Source organism: Terriglobia bacterium, assembly GCA_020072815.1.
GTDB lineage: Bacteria > Acidobacteriota > Terriglobia > Terriglobales > Acidobacteriaceae > Angelobacter.
This window is the reverse complement of sequence record JAIQGE010000008.1, coordinates 219,570-241,318: the sequence shown is the minus strand read 5'-3', so window position 1 is coordinate 241,318 and position 21,749 is coordinate 219,570. Positions and strand designations below refer to the sequence as shown.

The 21,749-nt window shown below is 59.0% G+C and carries 24 protein-coding genes; 7 read left to right on the top strand and 17 right to left on the bottom strand.

Going from position 1 to position 21,749, the window contains the following annotated elements:
* Positions 1 to 424: 424 nt before the first annotated feature.
* Positions 425 to 1,177 carry a DUF2971 domain-containing protein gene (locus tag LAO20_12730; protein MBZ5532291.1) on the bottom strand — a complete coding sequence of 251 codons (753 nt, stop codon included), beginning with the start codon at positions 1,175 to 1,177 and terminating at the stop codon, positions 425 to 427.
* Between the two features lie 558 nt (positions 1,178 to 1,735).
* Here LAO20_12730 and LAO20_12725 point away from each other — a divergent pair.
* The 6 genes from LAO20_12725 to LAO20_12700 all read left to right on the top strand — a co-directional run bounded on the left by LAO20_12725 (position 1,736) and on the right by LAO20_12700 (position 6,761).
* Positions 1,736 to 2,287, top strand: coding sequence for a hypothetical protein (locus LAO20_12725; GenBank protein MBZ5532290.1), 552 nt, complete (start codon positions 1,736 to 1,738; stop codon positions 2,285 to 2,287).
* 12 nt (positions 2,288 to 2,299) lie between these two features.
* The gene (locus LAO20_12720; protein ID MBZ5532289.1) at positions 2,300 to 3,013 is read left to right on the top strand and encodes a hypothetical protein; all 714 of its coding nucleotides are present in this window, start codon (positions 2,300 to 2,302) and stop codon (positions 3,011 to 3,013) included.
* Positions 3,014 to 3,846: 833 nt separating this feature from the next.
* On the top strand, positions 3,847 to 4,932 hold the full coding sequence (locus tag LAO20_12715; protein MBZ5532288.1) for a hypothetical protein: 1,086 nt from the start codon (positions 3,847 to 3,849) through the stop codon (positions 4,930 to 4,932).
* Between the two features lie 189 nt (positions 4,933 to 5,121).
* A complete protein-coding gene (locus LAO20_12710) occupies positions 5,122 to 5,913 on the top strand; it encodes a fumarylacetoacetate hydrolase family protein (protein MBZ5532287.1) in 792 nt (263 codons plus the stop codon).
* An 87-nt stretch (positions 5,914 to 6,000) separates the two neighbouring features.
* Positions 6,001 to 6,339, top strand: coding sequence for a hypothetical protein (locus LAO20_12705; GenBank protein ID MBZ5532286.1), 339 nt, complete (start codon positions 6,001 to 6,003; stop codon positions 6,337 to 6,339).
* A gap of 26 nt (positions 6,340 to 6,365) precedes the next feature.
* Positions 6,366 to 6,761 (top strand): hypothetical protein, encoded by a 396-nt coding sequence (locus LAO20_12700; GenBank protein MBZ5532285.1) that lies wholly within the window; start codon positions 6,366 to 6,368, stop codon positions 6,759 to 6,761.
* A 364-nt stretch (positions 6,762 to 7,125) separates the two neighbouring features.
* Here the strand turns inward: LAO20_12700 and LAO20_12695 are convergent, their stop codons facing one another.
* The 4 genes from LAO20_12695 to folK form a co-directional block, all read right to left on the bottom strand.
* Entirely contained in the window at positions 7,126 to 8,025 is a 900-nt protein-coding gene (locus tag LAO20_12695) for a ParB/RepB/Spo0J family partition protein (GenBank protein ID MBZ5532284.1), read from the bottom strand.
* A 43-nt stretch (positions 8,026 to 8,068) separates the two neighbouring features.
* Entirely contained in the window at positions 8,069 to 8,851 is a 783-nt protein-coding gene (locus LAO20_12690) for an AAA family ATPase (GenBank protein ID MBZ5532283.1), read from the bottom strand.
* A 533-nt stretch (positions 8,852 to 9,384) separates the two neighbouring features.
* Positions 9,385 to 10,008, bottom strand: a complete 624-nt coding sequence (gene rsmG / locus LAO20_12685; GenBank protein MBZ5532282.1) for a 16S rRNA (guanine(527)-N(7))-methyltransferase RsmG — start codon at positions 10,006 to 10,008, stop codon at positions 9,385 to 9,387.
* Between the two features lie 6 nt (positions 10,009 to 10,014).
* Positions 10,015 to 10,524 (bottom strand): 2-amino-4-hydroxy-6-hydroxymethyldihydropteridine diphosphokinase, encoded by a 510-nt coding sequence (folK, locus tag LAO20_12680; GenBank protein ID MBZ5532281.1) that lies wholly within the window; start codon positions 10,522 to 10,524, stop codon positions 10,015 to 10,017.
* A 117-nt stretch (positions 10,525 to 10,641) separates the two neighbouring features.
* On the opposite strand from folK, the gene LAO20_12675 reads away from it, so the two are divergent.
* On the top strand, positions 10,642 to 11,355 hold the full coding sequence (locus tag LAO20_12675) for a response regulator (protein ID MBZ5532280.1): 714 nt from the start codon (positions 10,642 to 10,644) through the stop codon (positions 11,353 to 11,355).
* Positions 11,356 to 11,433: 78 nt separating this feature from the next.
* Here the strand turns inward: LAO20_12675 and lpxC are convergent, their stop codons facing one another.
* The 12 genes from lpxC to obgE all read right to left on the bottom strand — a co-directional run bounded on the left by lpxC (position 11,434) and on the right by obgE (position 21,730).
* A complete protein-coding gene (gene lpxC, locus LAO20_12670) occupies positions 11,434 to 12,339 on the bottom strand; it encodes a UDP-3-O-acyl-N-acetylglucosamine deacetylase (GenBank protein MBZ5532279.1) in 906 nt (301 codons plus the stop codon).
* 78 nt (positions 12,340 to 12,417) lie between these two features.
* Positions 12,418 to 13,236, bottom strand: a complete 819-nt coding sequence (locus tag LAO20_12665) for a hypothetical protein (protein MBZ5532278.1) — start codon at positions 13,234 to 13,236, stop codon at positions 12,418 to 12,420.
* Positions 13,237 to 13,291: 55 nt separating this feature from the next.
* Positions 13,292 to 14,104, bottom strand: coding sequence for an SDR family oxidoreductase (locus tag LAO20_12660; protein ID MBZ5532277.1), 813 nt, complete (start codon positions 14,102 to 14,104; stop codon positions 13,292 to 13,294).
* A gap of 57 nt (positions 14,105 to 14,161) precedes the next feature.
* On the bottom strand, positions 14,162 to 14,941 hold the full coding sequence (locus LAO20_12655) for a gamma-glutamyl-gamma-aminobutyrate hydrolase family protein (GenBank protein MBZ5532276.1): 780 nt from the start codon (positions 14,939 to 14,941) through the stop codon (positions 14,162 to 14,164).
* A 19-nt stretch (positions 14,942 to 14,960) separates the two neighbouring features.
* Positions 14,961 to 15,803, bottom strand: coding sequence for a 1-acyl-sn-glycerol-3-phosphate acyltransferase (locus LAO20_12650; GenBank protein ID MBZ5532275.1), 843 nt, complete (start codon positions 15,801 to 15,803; stop codon positions 14,961 to 14,963).
* A gap of 1 nt (position 15,804) precedes the next feature.
* A complete protein-coding gene (locus LAO20_12645) occupies positions 15,805 to 17,166 on the bottom strand; it encodes a bifunctional folylpolyglutamate synthase/dihydrofolate synthase (GenBank protein ID MBZ5532274.1) in 1,362 nt (453 codons plus the stop codon).
* Between the two features lie 9 nt (positions 17,167 to 17,175).
* Positions 17,176 to 18,027, bottom strand: a complete 852-nt coding sequence (accD, locus tag LAO20_12640; GenBank protein ID MBZ5532273.1) for an acetyl-CoA carboxylase, carboxyltransferase subunit beta — start codon at positions 18,025 to 18,027, stop codon at positions 17,176 to 17,178.
* A 14-nt stretch (positions 18,028 to 18,041) separates the two neighbouring features.
* The gene (gene cobO, locus LAO20_12635) at positions 18,042 to 18,578 is read right to left on the bottom strand and encodes a cob(I)yrinic acid a,c-diamide adenosyltransferase (protein MBZ5532272.1); all 537 of its coding nucleotides are present in this window, start codon (positions 18,576 to 18,578) and stop codon (positions 18,042 to 18,044) included.
* Positions 18,579 to 18,667: 89 nt separating this feature from the next.
* Complete coding sequence (locus tag LAO20_12630) at positions 18,668 to 19,111, bottom strand: 23S rRNA (pseudouridine(1915)-N(3))-methyltransferase RlmH (protein ID MBZ5532271.1); 444 nt, start codon at positions 19,109 to 19,111, stop codon at positions 18,668 to 18,670.
* Between the two features lie 38 nt (positions 19,112 to 19,149).
* Positions 19,150 to 19,674, bottom strand: a complete 525-nt coding sequence (gene rsfS / locus LAO20_12625; GenBank protein ID MBZ5532270.1) for a ribosome silencing factor — start codon at positions 19,672 to 19,674, stop codon at positions 19,150 to 19,152.
* 68 nt (positions 19,675 to 19,742) lie between these two features.
* A complete protein-coding gene (gene nadD, locus LAO20_12620) occupies positions 19,743 to 20,549 on the bottom strand; it encodes a nicotinate-nucleotide adenylyltransferase (GenBank protein MBZ5532269.1) in 807 nt (268 codons plus the stop codon).
* Complete coding sequence (gene obgE, locus LAO20_12615; GenBank protein MBZ5532268.1) at positions 20,546 to 21,730, bottom strand: GTPase ObgE; 1,185 nt, start codon at positions 21,728 to 21,730, stop codon at positions 20,546 to 20,548. The genes nadD and obgE overlap by 4 nt, the downstream gene beginning before the upstream one ends.
* Positions 21,731 to 21,749 lie beyond the last annotated feature (19 nt).

Here is a 21,749-nt window from a genome sequence, read left to right as displayed (position 1 = left end):
AGGCCAGGGCGACAACATAGATTCGAGCCTTAGGGCTAGAGCTTCACTACTCTGGGAGCGCGAGGCAACCAGCATCGGTGGCTTCTTTCATCCCGCCGAATCTGTGCCGCAGATTAGGGCAGATTTCGGAGGCCCGCGCTTCGTATGAAAAGGCGCTCGCACTCCTTGTGCCTGGCAAAGATCAGCAGGAGCCGGAGCGACGGTTTATTGCGAGACGGCTCGAGAAGTTGAAATAAAAATAGTTCGCTTCTGCTGTCGATTTTTCCTGCATGCGGCCGACGCGTGACCGGTCGCGCATCGTTAGCCTGAAATGCGGGTACGCCCCGTTTGCCCCACATTCCACGCTATGGCTATCAGATGTTGAAAGTTTTCGGTCTCCACGCACGTTTTCCTCAGCAGGTAGTTATCCCGAAACGGAAACGATTTACCAGTTTCGATAGGGGATGGCCGAAAACTTCAACTGTGCGCCAATGAGACCACCAGCAAGTCCGCTCTTTATGAGCAGCCCAAGTGCGGAACCACGCGATTGCTCGGGGTGGGGCGTCGGCCCTATCACGATTTCTCGAATGCCTAGCGATTCGGTTTTCCTGAGCGAAAGACGGAAATATGGGATTAACATCGACGGTCCTGCCCGATATCCAAAATGCTCGTCCTTGTAATCAATTGGCCGAGTGACTATTCGCCATTCGCATTCTTCTCCGAATGATTGATGCTTCAAGATTGGTGCATATCTGTTTAGATATTCGAGCAGATTGCCGTAGAGCGGCAGCTTTGCTTTCTCTTCTTCTGAGCGATCTCTCTGCTCGTTGATGAGGTCTTCCAGCAGGGTGCGAACGAGTGCCCGTTGCTCACTTTCGTTATAGAGCACAGGAACAAGCCAACCCCGATCCTTCACCATTTCGCGTAAATGTTCCCCTGAGAATCCAATTGCGAACCCCGATGCACCGCCTCCATAAGCTCGCCATTGAGACAAGACGTCGCCTTTCTCTGAGAACGAGCAGACACATATGTTCTTGGGTTCGATTCCCGCCGAGAGTGCCCCCTGCATCGATGCCATATATTCTCGTGCGCCGGGGAAGGAAAATGTTGACTGTGGCCCGGACCATGCAGCCACAATCCGCTCCAGTTCTTGACGCGCAAGTTCGGTTGCGTGGCGAAACTCACGCGTGTCATTCATATACCGGGTGTGCGTAGCCCAAATTTCTCTGCTGTTGATTATACCGAGCAGACCCTGTTGGGTAGTGTAGTGATACAGGATTGGCGGAGGAGTTCGGTGAAGTATTTCGTTAACATTCATGGTGCGACTTCATTTTACTTCTCAAGTTTCTCAACTAAGCACACAAAGATGAGCAGGGCGAGGCAGTGTTCGGAACAAACAGCAGGAAAAAGGGGCGGCTTGAAACGTTCCCCAGTCCTTCGAACGAATGGAGATTGGTGAACGTCCGGCCTGTCCCAGTTTTTTCCGTGCGGACCTTGTGCCGCCGATTAGGGCGGAGTCCTGAGGCCCGCGCTTCGTATGAGAAGGCACTCGCTCTGGCGCTCCAGGAACCGGAGCGTCGTTTTCTGGCGAGGCGGCTTGAGGAATTGAAATAGGAACAGTTCGCCTCTGCTGTCGATTTTCTCCGTGCGACGACGCATCTCCGTAGCTTACCCAAGACAGATGGACTACACTTAACCGATAAACTCGTCGAATGTTGGTATGGACAACTACATAACTTTGTCAAGGACGCGCCACATGTCAGATACAGAATATTCTCTTAAGCTCACCGGCAACGGAGTTACGCTCGACCGGAAAATTTCGAAGGAACTTGGCGAGCGTGTAGCTATGCTCATCATCAGCGATGGCAAGGCGAACGTGGATACCGATGTTGAAACGAAATTTCGCAAGGATGCTGCTGGAGGAACCAGCCATGGCGGAGCCAAACCAGCCACAACCGGCAAGACGTCATTGCGGGAGTATATCAATTCTCACAACGCGAAAAAGATACCTCAGCAGATTGTCGCCATTGGGTCCTACTATCAATCCAAGAACGGAGCCGAGACGTTCACGCGCGATGAACTAGAGAACGGGTTTCAGGCCGGGAAAGTCCCACCACCTGGCAATCTCCCGCGAGACATCGCAACTACGATAAGCCGAGGGTGGATTGCTGAAGCTGATGAAGACGATCAGTACTATGTAACGTCGACCGGTGAGACAGCTTTGGCCGGCAACTTCGCCAAGGAAGTAGCAAAGGCGGGTGGTGGCCGAAGGAGAAAGCGCCGCAATAAGAAGGCAACCACAAAGTGAGGAAGGTGACCAATGAGCGCAGCAGCACCTGTTGCAGTTGACCCTAACTCCTTTGATGAACCGGTGCTCCAGGCACTCGCCTTGCTGCTCACCCACAAGCAAGATACGCAATGGATGACGGCGGCGGAAATCTCCAAAGAGTTGAGAGACCACCACGGGATAGGTCTACATTGGCGGAAGATAGAAAGCGCTTTCGAAGAGAATAATGGCGTAGTTGCTCGCCGGAAGAAGTCAAAGCAGTGGCAGTTCGCGATTCTTAGGTCCGGAGAAGAACTGCTGGGCGCTGCTCAATCATCAATTCTGTTCATTGATCCAACGCAGGCGGTCAAGGCTACGCTGTCATTGCATGACTTCTTCTCCAAGCTCAAAGGTACAGTCCGTGTTTGTGACGCGTACTTGGACAATACAACGCTGGAACATTTGCATGCATTAAACAAGGGAGTGACGGTACAACTGTTGACGAAGAACGTGAAGGACTCCGGTCCGCTGCGCAGGATAGTGGCGGCTTGGAAGAGCGAAGGACGAAACCTAGAGATTCGAGTTGATGGCTCCGCTCCACTCCATGATCGGTACATCATTGACGATGCGATCATGACGATACTCGGAACTAGCTTGAATGGATTCGGCAAGAAGCAGTGCTTCATAATCCAGACTGGTCCTGATCTGAGAGCCGTCGTCATTCCCGTTTTCGATGGCTTATGGAAGTCAGCGACAGTCTGGCCGTGATGCCGGGTGCCCCATCCTTTGCGAGAAGCTCATCCTTTGCTTCTTCAGCTTCGAGCAAAGGGTGGGTAATCGTCATTCTCCGATCTTTACTAGCCCAACCTCACCATAACGGTAGAAACGATAGCTGCTCCATCGCCACAACTCCGGCGACGTCACCCGAATCCCGCCCTTCGCGAAAACCAACGGCGCGAAGGACGGGGCACCCGAATCGTTGTCGAGAGGAAAAGAAAAACCAGTTGCGAGAGGCGGCCACCTGTCCGAAAATGAACACCTCCGCAAAGCTCGTTTGTCAAGATGTACTACTTCGTGCTTTGTTCACTAAGCAAAATGAGTTAGGATGAAGCTGCGCCAGCGTGCGCAAGGTCTTTGAAAAAAAGCAGCTAGCAATTAGCAACTGGCAAATAGCCAAGGCAAACCAAAGGCGTCTGGAAGGAGCGGCTTCGACCGGGCGGTAACCGACCGGTGGCCGACCGATGACCGGCCGGTGACCGGCCGGTCGAACGCGCTTGGGCCTTTGTTTGCAACACATGCGACCGAATAGGGGGGTGGGGGGGGCCGCGGTGGTACAGACCAGGAGCATCCCTGACAGAACAGACCGGGCGGATACCTGACACTGCAAAGGTAGAGGCGCTGAAACCCACGCCAAATTGGGATGCGTCGCGTAACCCCTTTAGATCTTGGGATGAACTGGGAGGGGGAGGGCAGGAAGATCGCCGTGATCGCGCGTTATCGCAGCGTGATCGCCGTGATCGGAAGGGCAGAAAGCGTGGATCGTTCGCAACACGAAGTCCACAATCGAAGTTAATGAAAGGATCGGAATAGAATAAGCCCACATGCGCCTCGCCCTCATCCTTCTGTGCCTCATCGCCATCTGCCTCGCCGGCTGCGGGGTTCCTGGCATGCCGATGCCGCCGTCGCTGGGGTTGCCCAAGCCGGTGAGCGACCTGAAGGCCGTCCGCAAAGGCGACACCGTCACCCTAACCTGGACCGCTCCCAAAGAAACCACCGACGGCGAGCTGATTCGCAAACCCGGAAAGATGATCGTGGCTCGCGACGCCTTCACCAGCGCCCCGGCGCAGGTGGTGACCGAGCTGCCGCTGGAACCGGCGTTGAGTGAAAAGCGCAAGGAAAACCGCACGGAGCAGATGGTCACCCAGGATTCGCTCAGCGCGGTGCTGCATCCGGCGCCTCCGGCGGATTTTGTGGTGTACACGGTGACCTCGCAAAATAATTTAGGCAAAACGGCCGGGCCGGGAAACCAGGCCGTGGTGCCGATGGTCCGCACCATGCCCGCGCCGCAGAGCGTGCAGGCCAGCCTGGGTCCGCGAGGCGTGACCCTGACCTGGGAAATGCCCTGGCCGGCGCTGGCCGAGTCCCACCTGAGCGCGCAGTATGTGTTTCGCGTGATGCGCCGCAAGGAGGGTGACGGCGGGACGGCCGACTCCGCGGGCCAGCTACAGCCGGGCATCGGGCCGATTTCTTTTCTCGATTCCAGTATGGAGTGGGAGAAGCACTACGATTACTGGGTGGACGTGGTCACCGTCTGGCAGGGCCAGGGCAAGCGAGGCGAAGTGGAAGGCGAAGACTCCGCGACGGTGGCCGTGTTTGTGCATGACACGTTTCCTCCCGCCGTGCCGTCCGGGTTGCAGGCGGTGTTTTCCGGCGTTGGCCAAAAGCCGTTCATTGACCTGACCTGGACTCCGAACACGGACGCTGACCTGGCCGGTTACAACCTGTATCGCCATGCCGAGGGCCAGCCGCCGGTGAAGATCAACGCCGAGTTGCTGAAGACGCCGTCGTCCCGCGACGCCGACGTGCGTCCTGGCGTCACGTATTTCTACGCCGTAACCGCCGTGGACTTGCGCGGCAATGAGAGCGCGAAGTCAGAGGAGGCGACGGAGACGGTGCCGAAAGAATAGCAGTTAGCTACTAGCCACTAGCTTCTGGCTGCTAGCCGAACCCGCCACGTGTTCGTTGCCCGATTGGCGAACGGCGGGCCCGCAGTTGCCAGAGGAAACGGTACGTTGCTGACTCTAGCAGCTAGCGGCTAGGAGCTAGCGGCCAATTGCTATTTGCCATTTGCTAATTGCTCGATTTAAAGGAAACCCATGAAATACTGCCGCTTCATCTCCGCTGAAGGCCCCGCGTACGGGATCATCGAAACCATTTCCGGCAAGGACCAGATCACCCAGATCGCTCCGGGCAAGGAAATTCCGGATTTTGCCAACGCCAAGAAGATTGCGCCGGTTCCGCTGGCGTCGGCCAAACTGCTGGCGCCGGTGCAGCCGGAGAAAATCGTCTGCGTGGGCCGCAACTATCGCGACCACGTGAAAGAACTGGGCAATGACGAGCCGGCCGAGCCCGTCATCTTTCTCAAGCCGCAGACGTCGCTGATCGGCCCGGGAGACAAGATCGTCCGCCCGCAGCGCCTCTCGCAGCGCGTGGACTACGAGGCCGAACTGACCATCGTGATTGGCAAGCGCTGCCGTAATATCGGCGAGAAGGAAGACGTGCGGCCGTACATCATCGGCTACACCTGCGCCAATGACGTGACCACCCGCGACCTGCAGCGCAAAGACGGCCAATGGACCCGCGCCAAAAGCTTTGACACGTTTTGTCCCGTGGGCCCCATCGTGACCGACGAAATTGATCCCTGGGCCGGCGTGCGCGTTGAGAGTTACGTGAACGGCGTGGTGAAACAGTCGGAAAGCACTACGGCATTTATTTTTCCCGTGGACGTGATCGTCCGCTTCTGCGCCGCGGTGATGACCTTGCTTCCGGGCGACTTGATTCTCACCGGAACTCCAGCGGGAATTGGCTCCATCGTTGCCGGCGACGAAGTGACCATCAAGGTTGAGGGCATCGGCAGCCTGACGAATCCCGTGGTGGATGGTGACTAGAGTCATGCCGCTGCTTCGCGAACAAGAGATCGATTTGTCCGCACCAGATGCGCTTCTTATCGCCGCCATGAGCGTTTCCTGCACCGTATGAAAACTATGGTCACCTTGCGCTTTTCTCCACCGAAAGCCATTCTGGGTGGCGAAAAGCGTTATGACGACCATCAAAAACAAGTCTTGGCAGCTGCATTACGGCATCCGCTCAACCTGGTGGACGCTGCGGTGGCACGCGCCGGTGTGGTTGCTGCGGGTTTCCCGGCTCTGGAGTTAAAGGCTTGGCCGCCCGCGCCGGACGGATCGCCGCCGGAGCCAAGTTCCTGGAGCGCTTGGCGCGCGCGCGTGGAACTGGAGATAGCCATTCAAGATAAGGTCTCATGCGGATTTTCATCAATCCACAAGCATTGCATTATCATCTACACAATGGGCTGAACGGCCCATGCTGGAGACGTTGATTCATGGATCCTACGGTTCGTTTGTACGTTTTGGCTGGCGCGGGCGCTGCCGCTCTGCTGGGCGGGATGATCGCCTGGTCGCGCCGCCGCCGCAAGACCCCGGAACAGTGGGAACGCGAGCGCCGCTTGCGCATCAGCGAAATCGGCCGCATCACTGACGGCACGGTGACTGACGTAAATGAAATGGACGGCAGCGGCGGCGGTGAAATGCAACTCCTGATCTATCAGTATGACGTGGCCGGCGTCACCTATGAAGCCAGCCAGGACGTCACCAGCCTGCGCCACCGCGTGGACCTGCACTCCTGCCGCTCCGGCCTGATGACCTCCATTAAGTACGACCCTTCCAATCCCGGCAATTCCATCGTCATTGCTGAAAACTGGACCGGCCTGCGCAATTAGCGTCGTTCGTCCAAGGATTTTCAGGAAAATCTCCGAATCAGCGTTCATCAGCGGTGAGGTTTGCCTTCTGTTCCGCAATCTGGATACGAAAAACAGACGAATTAATGAGCAGCATGAAGAAGAGGGCGCGGATGTCGGCGGGGACGAAACGGCTACGGCAAAAGCAGAATCCCTCGCGACCCGCTTACGTTCTGGAAGGAGCCAACGGCCCGCAAGCGCCGGATCGCCGCCTCGTCATCCCAGATGTTGCTCTCAAGCAGGTGCGGAGTCGAGTTTTGATTGGTGAACTTTGGTTGTGAAAAGGCAAGGAAGCTGAAGGGTGTGAAAAGTCGCCGGACACAAGCGCAGGTCCACTTCGAGAGAACTACTTCTTCTCCAGCGCCTCGACGATCCGGTCGAAATCTTCCAGCGACGCGTATTTCAAAATGATCTTGCCCTTGCCTTTGCGGTCCTGGATCTCAACTTTCACTCCCAGGCTGCGCTCCAGGCTACGCTGGGCTTCCCGCACGTTGGGGTCGAGCGCGCGCGCCGGCTTGCTTTTCTTCGTGTCATCCTGGCTGGGATTGGTGAGCCGCGCCACCAGCTCTTCCGTCTGCCGGACGGAGAGCTGCTTCTCCACCACTTCCCTGGCGGCTTTCTCCAGTTGCTGCGGAAGCCCAGTGAGTGACACCAGAACTTTGCCGTGGCCCAAGCTCAGCGCGCCGCCTTCCAGCGTTTCCTGCACGTTGGCGGGCAGCTTGAGCAGGCGTATGAAGTTGGCGATGCTGGCGCGATCTTTACCCGTGCGCGTGGCAATCTGCTCCTGGGTCAGCCCGAATTCGCGGCTCAAGCGCTCAAACGCGCGCGCCTGCTCGATGGGGTTTAAGTCTTCGCGCTGCAGGTTTTCGATGATGGTGATCTCCATGGCCTGCTCATTGGAGATCTGTCGGACCACGGCCGGAATCGTCGTTTTGCCGGCGCGACGGGAAGCCAGCCATCGGCGTTCGCCCGCTACCAGTTGAAATCGCCCATTCGGTGCGGGACGCAACACCACCGGCTGCACCACGCCGCTGGCGCGTATGGATTCCGCCAGCTCGTTCAACCCATCTTCTTTGATTCGACGCCGCGTCTGGAACGGGTTGGGATCAATCAGCTCAATGTCCACTTCATGCGCGGGGCCAGGCGCGCTACGCATGCCGGGCACAACGGCGGCTGCAGAAGACGAAGACCGTCCTGGCAGCAGCGAATCCAATCCGCGTCCGAGCGCTTTGCGTTTGTCATTCATGGGTTCAGTCAACTTCCGTCCTCGCTCAAGTTCTCTACTTTCTCTAGCGGCCGACCGCCGCCACATTCCGCCGTTCCATCAGCTCCTTGGCCAAGCGTATGTAGCTTTCTGCGCCGCGTGAGCGGACGTCATACAACAACGCCGGCTTGCCGTAACTGGGCGCTTCCGCCAGCCGTATGTTCCGCGGGATGATGGTTTCCAGCAGCTTGTCTTCAAAATGCCTTTTCAGTTCGTCGGTGACTTGCTGGGCCAGGTTGGTGCGCTCGTCGTACATGGTGAGCACCACGCCCTCAATCTCCAGACCTGGGTTGAAGCTTTGCCGCAGGCGTTCAATGGTGTCCAGCAGCTCGCTCACGCCTTCCAGGGCAAAGTACTCGGCTTGCATGGGAATCAGAACGGAGTCCGCTGCCACCAGCGCGTTCAAGGTGAGCAGGTCCAGCGCCGGAGGGCAGTCCAGAACGATGAACTCGAACTTGTCACGGACGGTTTCGAGCGCCTGACGAAGGCGGAACTCGCGCTCCTCGGCGGGAACCAGCTCAATGTTGGCGCCCACCATGTTCTTGTGCGCCGGGATCAGGCTCAGCTCTTCCAGTTCGGTGGCCAGCACGGCCTGGTCCGCGCTGGCTTCGCGCATGAGCAGGTGATAGGTGTTGATCCGGTCGGGATCGCGGGCGAAACCCAGTCCGCTGGTCGAGTTTGACTGGGGATCGCAGTCCACCAGCAGGCACTTGACCTCGGCCGCGGCAAAGGAGGCGGCCAGGTTGATGGCGGTGGTGGTCTTGCCTACTCCACCCTTCTGGTTGGCGACTGCAATAACTCGGCCCATGTGGGGATGCCTTGAAAGACCTCGGCTTCAGGGTTCAGCGTCAATCTTGCGCTCGCTGAAACCAGCCTTGATGAAACCAAGCCTTGAATTGAATTTAGTTGAGCTGGGGCAAATCCGCAACGCCGCAATTGTGGGCATTTTTTTTGGCTGTGTTCCACGTGGAACACAGAATCCCACTACCCATTGTGTTCCACGTGGAACATGTTTACTAATTGGATTCCTAGCGGCTTTCCGACGTTCGGTGGTTCCCACTCGGCCCTTGAATCAGGGACCAGATCAGCCATCAATTTCACTGAAAGCGCCTCTGAGTAGCCGAACAGACCACTTGTTACTGACTTGATTCCTCACCGGATTGGCCCCGTGCGATTCCGCCGGAAATCGCCGACAAATCACATCCAAGACCAACCAAACATGTTATCTAGGACGGTTCGGAATAAGCCGCCGCCCCACTTGCCTCAATCCCTTTCGCTCCCTTGGTCTCACTGGGCGCCTGCACCCGGTCTATTTACCCGCCCTCGCTCCACTCTTACCATTTAGCTTCCTGCCACCTTGGTTCCCACCAGCAGCACGCGCGAATGTCCTCCTGGAACCGGCTCAGGCTCCTGCCACTCAACCCCGGTCGCGAACTTGCGCGCCACATCCACTTGCGCGCTGCCGATCATCAATGCCAGCCGCCCGCCTTCCACCACCAGATTCAGCGCCACCGGAAGCGACTTCTCAAATTTCTCCACGGCGCGCACGGTCACCAACTGGCCGCGTTCGGGATAGTTTTCCGCGCGGTCGGCGAAGACCTTTGCGTTCTTCAATTGCAGCGCAAAGATCACCTCGTTGAGGAATGCTGCTTTCTTGTTGTTGGCTTCAATCAACGTCACCTCAGCGTCGGGCGCGAACATGGCCAGCGGCAGCCCGGGGAAGCCAGCCCCGGAACCAACGTCAATCGCCGCCCCAGCCCATGTTGATGAAACCAGCCGAGCTGCGGCAAAGAACGATTCCCCAAAGTGCCGCGTCACCGTTTCCTCCGGACTGCGCACCGCGGTCAGGTTGACCTTGGCGTTCCACTTCACCAGAAGGTTGAGGTACCTCAAAGTCTGGGCCAGTTGCGCTGCGGTCAGCTTCGCGTAGGGGCGAAGCAGGCGGGCGATGGCATTGGTATCCATGGCGCGTTACGCCTCAACCTTGCCCAACCCGGCGGCAACCTTGCGCACTACTCCGGCCGACGCCGGCAACTCATCCAACAATTGCTTGGCGGTCTTGTTCAGCAGCGGATGTCTGGCGTCCGGCGCGATCTCCGCCAGCGGCTGCAGGACAAAGCGGCGCTGGTGCATACGCGGGTGGGGAATGCTCATTCCCGGCGTCTCCAGCGCCAGGTTCCCGAAAAGGAGAATGTCAATATCCACCGTCCTGGGCGCCTTGTTCGCACTGCGTTTGCGTCCCATGGACTGTTCCAGGGCCAGCAGGCATGTCAGCAACTGCCTGGGTTCCAGCTCCGTCTTCATGGCCACCACGCAGTTCAGGAACCAGGGCTGCTCCTCGGCGACTTCCACCGGCTCGGTCTCGTAGAGCGCGGAAGTGGCGGTGATCGCTCCTAACTCCTGCAAACGGCGGCGTGCGTCCGCCAGGTTGGCGGCGCGGTCACCCAGGTTTGAGCCCAGCGACAGGTAGACAGTGGTCATTCGCCTTTTTCTCTCAGGTATTCTACTGGCTAAGGGGCCTGTACCTGGAATTGAGCAGGGGCCGTTACGTTGGTGACCTAGGTTTGCCCGCTCGATTCCGCTAAAGTTGCTTGCATTATGGCTCTGCAAGCGCTCCTCCTCACTCGAGACCCTGACGTCCAAAAGACCATTAAGCGGGTGCTGGACTCCGCGAGCATTGACGTGGATTTTTCCAACAACGTGGAGCAAGCCCGCCTGGCCTTGACGCGCCGCAAGTATGACGCTTTTCTGGTGGATTGTGACGACATGCCGGACGGTCCCGCGGTCCTGCGCGGGCTGCGGCAGGGAAAGTCCAACCGTAGCTGTATCGCCTTCGCTCTGGTGAGCGGCCGGACCACCGTGCAGCAGGCTTTCGAAATGGGGGCCAACTTTGTCCTGGACAAACCGATTTCGCAGGAACGCGCTTCCCGCAGTGTGCGCGCCGCGCAGGGGCTCATCATGCGCGAGCGCCGCCGCTACCATCGCCATTTGCTAAAGGCCAGCGGGGCTATCATGGTGGATTCCGGCGCCGAACTGCCGGTGAGCATCACCAACATCAGCGCAGGCGGCATCTCGATTGAGTGCAGCCGCCAGCTCGACGAAGGCGGCGCCGCCAAAGTCCGCTTTCAATTGCCCGGCACCAGACGCTCGCTGGAAGTAAAAGGCGAAGTCATTTGGACCACCACCGAAGGCCGCGCCGGCATTCGCTTCCAGGTCTTGGCTGTGGATGTGAAAAAGGAACTGGATTCCTGGCTGGACAAGCGCACGCTGCCTCTGGGCAACGGCGCCATGTTCATCAACGCGACTCTCTAATTCGCGAGTCGCGACGCGCGCCAGATCGCCATGTCGTCTCATCTGGGGCGAAAATCTGACAATTTATTCTGCAAGCTGTTACTGGCGTGACGCTGCGCCTGCGGCCACCAGTGCGTCTGCACCCGCCGGAGTGGCGGAAGCCATCGTGGTCTCTTCCCACAATGATCTATCTTTCAACAAGCGCGAAACCAGCGCGGCGTGCATGGCATGGCCGGCGCGATCGGCCACGATCCGGCCGATGATCTGCTTGCCCAGCAGCGCCAGGTCGCCGATCAGGTCCAGCACTTTATGGCGGACAAACTCATCGTTAAAGCGCAGCGGCCCGTTCTTCACGCCGGCGTCCGTCAGCACGATCACGTTTTCTTCCGTGGCGCCGCGAATCAATCCCATGTTGCGCATCGCCTGTTCTTCGCGCAGGAATCCAAACGTCCGCGCCGACGCCAACTCTTGGCTGTACAGATCGCGGGAAAGATCAATCTCAAAGGATTGCTGGCCGATGGGCGGAGCGAACTGGATCTTGTACGCGACCGAATAGCCCGCCGCAGGATATGCGGCGATAAATTTGTTGCCCTCGCGCACTTCCACTTCGCGCAAGATCCGCAGGTAGCTGCGCTTCTTTCGCTGCTGCTTCAAACCTGCCTGCAAAATCAAATCAATGAAGGGCCGCGCGCTGCCGTCCAGGATGGGGACTTCCAGGTTGTCCAGTTCCACAATCGCGTTGTCCAGCCCGATCCCCATGCAGGCGGAGAGCAGGTGCTCCGTGGTGGAGATCAGCACTCCCTGTTTCTGCAGGCTGGTGGCGTAGCTCACCTTGGCCACGTTGCGCCCGATGGCTGCAATCTCAAAGTTGTCCAGATCAACGCGGCGGAAAACAATGCCGGTCCCCACCGCGGCGGGAGCGATGCGCAGCCGCACCGGGGCCCCGCTGTGCAAGCCCACTCCGCGACACTCTACCGGCGTTCGAACTGTTTGTTCAAATGGCAAGTGATTCTGTATGAAGAGTTTACACTTCAGGCGCAAACGCAGACTGTTGTTTTTTTACAACAGATCGTGGGCCGGATACTACTTTCTCTTGCGCTTGTCTTTGTCCTTATCATCCGTGTGCTTGATCAGCACCGGGGTGAAGTAAGAGGGTGGGGGATTGGTGTTGTAACTGATGGTCAGGATGTATTGCTGCCGAAGCACCTGCCCGTTGTGGGTGGCCAGCGTACTGTAAGGAGTGTTCACGCCCTGGACCATTTTCCAGTTGTCGTAAATCTCGGCTTCTTCATCGAGTTCCTTGTATTGGGGGTCCCGAATGGTGAAGACCTTCTTGATCGGCAGATGGGTGTCCTGAGAAATCATGATGGTTACGGCTTCGTTGTTGGAGTTAATGACCGTGACCTTCTCGGCCATCTTGCTTTCCGCCAGGGTCAGCCCCTGGTGCAGAAGAATGGTGCCGGGCTGATTGATCCACTCGCGCAAAACATGGTCCAGCGTGTAATGGCGGCGGACCAGGGCCTGGCGAAGGCCGTCGTCCTTCGCTGGATTGCCTTCCGTGTATCCCTTATAAGTCACGTCGTAGAATTTGTCGCCGACGTAGAGCTGCACGTAGTCGCGCTGCTCCGTGAGTTCCCAACGGTCGGCGTCCGGCCAGCGGGTGTAGCGATAGTACTTGGCGCCGCCCACCTGGGCCTCATTGTGGAACCGGCCGTAGCGTCCTTCACTGTAAGAATCTTGCACGTTGAGGTAGGCCTGCCCGCCCATGGCTTCAATCATCTGGGCGATGGCCGCGCGCGCTTTCTGGTCATTGCTCTGGGCGGCGGCCCCGGTGTTGGCGGGAGGCGTTTGCTGGCCGATGGCGCTGGACAAGCACAGAAGCAGAAGGGCAAGTATTCTCATTGGTTTTTTCTTGTTATGTTTGGATGCCGGAAACGCCCGCTTTTACTGCCCGGCTTCAACCCACCAGCACAGCCCCGCCGTTTACGTTCAGAATCTCCCCGGTGATAAATCCGGCGTGGGCGGTGCACAAGAATAATACCGTAGCGGCGATTTCTTCAGGCCTGCCCGCCCGGCCCAGCGGAATGGTGGCAAACACCCGCTTGCTGGTCTCCGGGTGATGCAGAGCCGGCGCGGCCATGTCGGTTTCAACCCATCCCGGCGCCACGCAGTTCACGTAGATGCCGTCGCGCGCCAGCTCCGTGGAGAGGCCCTTGACCATGCTAATCATCGCGCCCTTGCTGGCTGCGTAGTCGCAGTGGAAGGCTTCGCCGCGCTGGCCGGCGGTAGAGCTGATGAGGACCACGTGTCCTCCTCCGCCCTGCTTCTTCATCTGGCCGACACCGTGTTTAACCAGACCAAAAATGCTTTCCAAATTGATGGCCAGCGTGGACCGCCATTGCTCGTCCGACATCTTGTCCACCGCGACATCCTGCGGCGGCCAGACGCCGTGGTTGCCGACAATGATATCCACTCGGCCAAAATGTTCCACCGCGGCTTTGACCAACGCCGCCGAAGAGTGGCTGGACGAAAGCTCGGCCTGCACGGCGACGCAGCGCTTATCGCCACCGCACTCTTTCGCCAGGCGCTCGGCTTCGCTTTTGGCTTTTTGATAGCTGAAGACCACGCGTCCGCCGGCCTGGGCGAACATGCGCACAATGGCCGCGCCAATCCCGCGTGAACCACCGGTCACGACGGCCACGCGCTCGCCGAGCGACAGAGTGATTCCCGTTTGCGGCGTTTTTTCTTGTGGCTTTCCTTGTTGCGACATGGAATTACCCTACGAGAGCGCGTTCACTGAGCACAACCCAAGTGGTCCGCGAAATTCTTACTCGCGTTCCGCCACCGCTGCCTGCGCGGGTTTGCGCCACGCCCCTGCTTCACGGACCAGCGACTCAAACAACCGCCGCGACCAACGGTCTTGCTCAAAGCTGCGCTCCGGATGCCACTGCACCGCCAGAACGTAGTGGTCCGGCATGATGCCTTCCACGGCTTCAATGATTTGGTCGTCGGCGCTGCGGGCCACAACGCGCAAGCCATCGCCCACAACGTCGGCCGCTTGATGGTGGCTGGAGTTCACCGGAATTCCCTGCGGACCAACGTCCCCAATTTCCTTTTCCAACAGTGAACCTGGTTCAATCATCACCTGGTGGGCGAACTGTGCTTCACGCTTCGCTTCATGGTTTACCTTTGTCTCGATGTGCTGCACCAGCGTGCCTGACCGCCACACGTTGAGCGCCTGCAGACCGTAACAAACGCCGAAAATCGGCTTGTGCAGGTTGTAGGCGTCTTGCAAAAGAAGCTCGTCGGCGGCATCGCGCAGCGGATCGGACGGCGCCGTCTTGGCGTGGGGCTCGGCGTTGTATTTCTGGGGATCAATATCAGCCTTGCTGCCCGGCAACAGAACTCCGGAACACCGGCTGATGCGCTTGGCCAGCTCTTCCGGCGGCAGTCCCAGAGGCAGCACCACGGCCACGCCGCCGCAGGCTTCCACCGCACGCACATACGGAGGCAGCGCTCGCCCGCTATATTCCTGGTCGTAGGAACAAGGCTCGGGAATAGCGATTCGCGGCCTTTTTGGTTCGAGTTTGGGTTTCCACGCCGCCATTCCAGACTGATCCTGACCTTTACGTTCCACTATTACCGTCTTGGTTCTTGGCTTCTGCGGTTCCGTTCGCGGGGCTGCCCAAAGGCGAATATCGGTAATAGATGTCGGCGATCGCCGCCCGGGCCTTGCTCGCCACGGCGTCCACATCGCGAGCCTTAAGCCCCTGGGTGGGAATCGGGTCGGCCACAATCATCCGCACCGGACGCGGCTTGATGTGCCAGGTATTCATCCTGAGAATCTCATACGTGCCCACCAGGACAACGGGCACCACGTCCACCTGGGCCTTGATGGCCGCATAAAACGCCCCGCCCATGAACGCCTGCAGATGGCCATCGGGCGAGCGGCCGCCTTCGGGAAAAATCATCAGCGGCATGTTTTTCTTGATGGCTATCACCGCCTGATGCAGGCTCCTGATGGACGCCTTGGGATTCTCCAGCACCACCGGAATCTGCCCGGACCTCTTCAGATGCCATCCCATAAACGGATAGCGAAACAATTCTTTCTTGGCCAGGATGCGAAATTGAAATGGCAGGTAGGTATACAGCACCGGGACGTCCACGGCGGAGAGATGGTTCACCACGTACACGTGCGACTTGGTGATGTCTATCTTCTCCATGCCTTCCACGGTGACCGGCACGCCGATGGTCCAAATGATGGCCCGCGCCCACACGCGCGCAATATTGTGCTGAATTCGCCCCGAGGGATCAAACAGTGACAACACCAGCGACATGCTGCCCAGGACAATGGTGTACAGCCAGATCAATGGATCCAGAATGAAGTACGAACGCAAGCGTGACAGGAAATGGCGAACGCCTCCCGGCTCACCAGCTTGTTCAAATTCGGCTTGAGTCGTTTCCGCCACGTCACGCGCTCCGAACCGGCGCCTGCGCCAGCAGGCCCAAAGCTGCTCCTACAATGTAAATGGAACCGGTAATTACCACCACGCCTTGCGGACCGGCCAGGTGTCGCGCCCGATCCAGCGCACCGCTTACGGTTTCCGCCGTCAGGACTTCCGTTCCCGTGTGCTGCGCGATCTCCGCAATTTGCTCCGGCGACGCGGCGCGCGGGTTGTCGGCTCGCGTGGCAATCACCCGTTCGGCCAGGGGAAAGAGAATGCCGGCAATCTCCGCGATGGCTTTGTCCCGCATGGCGCCAAAGACCAGCGTCAGAGCTCGGTCTTCGTAGAAAGTGGAAAGCGCGGAACGCAGCGCCCATGCGCCCGCAGGATTGTGGGCGACGTCCAGCACGGCCTCAGGAGTGCCGGCTTCGGCGGGAATGATCTGGAATCGTCCCGGCCAGCGCGTGTTTCGCACACCTAGTTCAATATGCTGCGGCAGAATCTTGAAGCCGCATTTGTTCAGCTCTTCCGTCGCGGTAATGGCCAGTGCCAGGTTGCGCAACTGGTGTCTTCCCGGCAAAGGAAAATCCACGATGATCTCTTGCCCCAGCACCTCTAGAGGAAAACGGTTGCGCCCTAACGGCGCAGCCTGCGCTTCATCTCCGTTGAGCTTGCCGGCAGCAGGAGTCAGAGACGGCATGTTTTTCACCGCGCTGACTGGGACGGCGTTAAGGTCCATGATCGCCCGCCCCAGCGCGTCATTCACCTGGGGATGTTGCGGCAGCAGGACCGCCGTTCCCCCGGGCCGCAGGATGCCCGCTTTTTCCCTGGCGATCTCCGGCAACGTGTTGCCCAGAAACTTCTGGTGGTCAAAATCAATGTCGGTAATGACGGAAATGCACGGATCAACAATGTTGGTGGCATCCAGGCGGCCGCCCATGCCCACTTCCAGCACCGCCAGTTCCACGCCCGCGCTGGGGAAATATTCAAACATGATGGCGGTGAGCATCTCAAAAAAGCTGGGATACCACGGCAGCTCGCCGCGCGCCACCAGGGACGCCGCGGCTTGGTCCACGCGCTCGTAGATCATCGCGAACTCCGCGTCGCTGATGGCTTCCTGGTTTACCTGGATGCGTTCGTTGATCTTTACCAGATGCGGCGAAGTGTAGAGCCCGGTGCGATAACCCGCGGCCTGCGCGATGCTGGCCAGAGTCGCCGCCGTGGAGCCTTTTCCGTTGGTGCCGGCAATGAGCACGCAAGGCAGGCGGCGCTGCGGATTGCCCAGCTCGCGGACCAGCGTCCGCATGTGCTCTAGTTCAAACTTGCGCGAGGAAGTGAGCTCATGGCCCAGCTCAAGAAGTCTGGCAACGGCGGATTCATAACCCACGGCCACGGCTTACGCCGCCTTTGGCGTCATGAAATCAAGCGCGCGGGAGATATAGGCCTTTAGGTCCTTGCGATGGATGACCGCGTCCAGCATGCCGTGCTGCAGCAGGAATTCCGCGGTCTGGAAGCCTTCCGGCAACTTCTGCCGGATGGTCTGTTCGATGACGCGCGGCCCGGCGAAACCGATCAGCGCTCCTGGCTCGGCGATGTTCATATCGCCCAGCATGGCGTACGAAGCGGTCACGCCGCCGGTGGTGGGATCAGTCAACACGGCGATGTACGGCACGCGGGCTGAATCCAGTTTCGCCAGCGCAGCGGATATCTTGGCCATCTGCATCAGGCTGACCACGCCTTCCATCATGCGCGCGCCTCCCGACGCCGACACCACGATGATGGGCTTGCGCTCATTGCACGCCCGCTCAATGGCCCGGGTAATGGCTTCGCCCACCACCGCTCCCATGCTGCCGCCGATAAACGCGTACTCCATTGAAGTCACGATCACCGGACGGCCGTTCATGGCGCCTTTGGCGTTGATGATGGCGTCATTCAAGCCGGTCTGGGCTTTGCTCTTCACCAGGCGGGCCTTGTATGGACGCGTGTCAGTAAAATTCAGCGGATCGGTGGAAGCCAGGTTCTCGTCGAAGGTCTCGATCGTGTCTTCATCCAGCAGCAGCATGATCCGCGTGGCGGCATCAATGCGGAAGTGATATTCGCACTTGGGGCAGACGTTGAAATTGTCTTCCAGCTCTTTTTTCCAGATGATCTGCCGGCAGCCCTCGCACTTTACCCACAGGCCTTCAGTGCGAACGCGCTTTTCTTCAGACGCCTGTATCTCACCCGACTCTCGCTTAAACCATGACACGCTTGGACCCCTTCCTAATACTCAATGCCGCGCTGGGCCAGCACGCCTTTTTCGTAGGCATGCTTGACCTGCTTCATCTCCGTGACCGTATCGGCCAGGTCAACAATTGTCGGATGCGCGTTGCGCCCCGTCAAGATTACATGTACCTGCTCAGGTTTACGCCTGAGGGTCTCCACCACCTTGGCCGGATCGAGCATCCCGTAGCTGATGGCGTAGTTGATCTCGTCCAGAATCACCAGGTCCCATTTGCCGGAGAGGATGGCTTCGCTGGCTTCCGCCCAGGCTTGCTCCACCATGCGGACGTCCTCCGGGTCGGTCTCCGCGCCCCCCACCTTCACAAATCCCCGGCCCATCTGCTTCATGACAAAGTTGTCGCCAAAAGCCTTCACGGCGTCCAGCTCGCCGTAATGCCATGAGCCTTTCAGGAACTGCAGCATCAGGACCTTCATCCCGTTGCCGACCGCGCGCAGCCCCGTCCCCATGGCGGCAGTGGTCTTGCCCTTGCCGGGACCGGTGTTCACGATGATGAGCCCGCGATGTACGTCAGTCATGATTGGCTCTTGGCTGTTGGCCTTTGCGCCCTGATCTTGGTTCTCAGCTTTTGGCTAGCTGCTAGCGACTAGCTGCTAGTGGCTTCTTTTCAGTGCCCCGTGTGATACGGATGGCCCTTTAAGATTGTAAATGCCCGGTAGATTTGCTCCAGCAGGACGATCCGTGCCAGCTCATGCGCCAGCGTCATCTTGCCGAAGGACAGCGCCAGGTCCGCCGAAGCGCGCGCTTTGTCGCTAAAGCCGTTGGCCGGGCCCACGGCGAAGAACAGGTTCTGCGTGCCGCGGTCCTGCTGGTCGCGCAGCAGTTCGGCGAATTCTTCCGAGGTGAACTGGCGGCCCCGGGCGTCCAGCAGTATCAGCACCGGCTTGGTGCGCCCGCTTTTTTCTTCCGTCAGCTCAAACAGCGCGGCTTCGCTGGCCATTTCGTGCGACTCGGCGCTCAGGTAGCGCGAAATGCGCTTCAAGTATTCCTCCGTCAGCGCGCGAAACGCGGGTTCTTTGGTTTTGCCGATCCAGGCAATCTGCAGCTTCACGTGTGTGATTGTAAATGCTTAGGGTGAAATCCCCTCTGCTAGCGTTTGCGTTTGGCAGGCTTTGCTTTGGCTTTCGCTCGCGAGGCCGGGCGTGGCCGCGACGCGGGCCTCTTCTTTGCTGTCTTCTTGGCCGGGCGCTTCGCAGCAGTCTTCTTGCCAGCCGGCTTCTTGATCTTCGCCGCCGGCTTCTCCGGTTCTCTCTTCTTCAGCAGGTCTGCCGGCCTCAGCTTCTTTGCCGACTTCCACAGCCGCTCCAGGTCGTAGAACTTGCGCGCCCGCTCAGAGAAGATGTGCACCACAAAATTTACGTAGTCCAGCAAGACCCATTCGGCCTGGTTGTAGCCTTCAATGCTGGTGGGGCGGTCGCCCGCCTGGCTCAGCTCTTTTTGCACTTCGTCCGCAATGGACTGGATCTGGCGCGGATTCGCGCCCGAGCACAGCACAAAATAATCAGTAAACGCGCCGGAGTTGCGGTCCATTTCCAGGATCACAACGTCTTCGCCCTTCTTGCTTTCAACCGCGCTTACCGCACGGGCTACTTCCTGCCTGGTCTCTTGACTCATCCGTTCGTAAGACTCCGTTCTGACCTCTAAGATGTGTTCTTTTCCGCGCTGGATTGGATTCTGGGGCTTCAACTTCTCCGGCCGCGCGGCGCGTCCTGATTCAGCGGCGCACCCCGATTCAAAGATAGCACTTTGCCCGGATGTCCGGCTTCTTTTTCAGTCGCGGCGTTCTGAGCGGCGTTCTGAGAAACGTACAGCCGCTCCTTCCTTATATATTCCGCAACCGGCGCAGGGACGAGGCGGCTGAGCTGCTTCACTGACTTACGGGCTGCCGCGCGAATCTGCGTGGAAGAAACTCGCTCATGCAGATCAGGTAGCAAATGCACCATCACCCCGGGCAGAGCGACGTGGCCATTCTCTTGGGCCCTGCCAATTCCATGGCCGCCTCGCGGTCCGTGCAAGCTGCGCTGCATTGCAGGCGATGGCTGCAGACTCTGTGGCAGCGCCCGGTATACATGGTTCAGAGCAAACCCCGGCCGGCTGGCCACGATGAAGTCACATTCGGCCAGCAGGTCTTCCGGTTGCCGCCAGGTGGCGATGTCTTTGAAGGCGTCCATGCCGATCAGGAAGTACAGCTTGTCCGTCTTCTTCAGTGTGCTCTTCAATCGCCGGACGGTGAAGATGGAGTAATTTGGCTGGCCAATGTTGGCGTCCAGCAGGGAAGGGACGAAGCGCGGGTCGTCAGCGGTGGCCAGGGCCAGCATGGCAAAACGATGCTGAAAATCGGTGAGCCGGCGCTTCTGCTTGTGCGGAGGAATGTCCGCAGGCGCAAAGTATATGCGGTCCAGGCCGAACCTGTCCGCCGCTGCGCGCGCCACCGCCAGGTGCCCGCGATGCACCGGATCAAACGTCCCGCCAAAGAATGCCACCTTCATGATGCCGCTCTAGTCTTCTTTCTGCTCTTAAAAGCCGCGCGCTTGGGAATACGCGCTCCGCCTTGCGCTTTGGGCGCTTTGCGGATTCTTCGCGACGCCGGCGCAGAGACTTTCTTTCGGACCGACTTCCTCACCGCTTTCCGCACCGCCTTGCGCGGCACATACTTGCCGGCGCGAATTTCCGCGACGCGCCTGCCCAGACCGTACTTCAACTCATTCACGCCTTTGCCGGTAACGGCTGAGATTTCGTAAAGATCAAGCTTGAGTTTCTTGCAGTGTTTGCGCAGGCCGGCGAGCTTGCCGGGGTTCACGGCGTCAATCTTTGACGCCACCACGATCATCGGCTTCTTTTCCAGGCCGGCGCCAAAGCTGGCCAGTTCGCCCATGATCACGTTGAAGTCTTTCACCGGATCCGGCCGCCCGCTGGAGTCGGACACGTCAATCATGTGGGCCAGCACGCGCGTCCGCTCAATGTGGCGAAGAAACTGTATGCCGAGTCCCGTTCCTTTGTGCGCGCCTTCAATCAGGCCGGGAATATCGGCGACCACGTAGCTGTCTTCATGCGGCGGATCGCCGATGGTGACCACGCCCAGGTTCGGCTGCAAAGTTGTAAAAGGATAGTCGGCGATCTTGGGCCGCGCCGCCGAGAGACGCGAAATCAGCGTGGACTTGCCCACGTTGGGGTAGCCGACCAGCGCTGCGTCCGCCAGCAGCTTCAGCTCCAGCCGCAGCACACGCTCTTCACCGGGGAAGCCCAATTCGTGCTCGCGCGGCGCCTGGTGCGTGCTGGTGGCAAAATGCTGGTTGCCGCGTCCGCCGCGCCCGCCGTGGGCCACGATCAGCCGTTCGTCGGGCTGCGAAAAATCGTAGAGCTTCTCGCCCGTGTTGTGGTCGTAAACAATGGTCCCCACCGGGACCTTGAGTATCTTGCTCTCGCCTTCGCGCCCGCTGCAGTTGGAGCCCTCACCGTGGCGTCCGCGCTCGGCCTTGTGCTCAGGATTGAAGCGGAAATGGATCAGGGTGTTGTGGCGCTGGCTCGACTCCATGACGATGTCGCCGCCGCGGCCGCCGTCGCCGCCGCTGGGCCCGCCACGCGGGACGAACTTCTCCCGGCGGAAGGCCATGCAGCCGTTGCCGCCGTCACCGGCTTTGATGCGGATAATTGCTTCATCAATGAACATGCTTGTCTATTTGATTGTA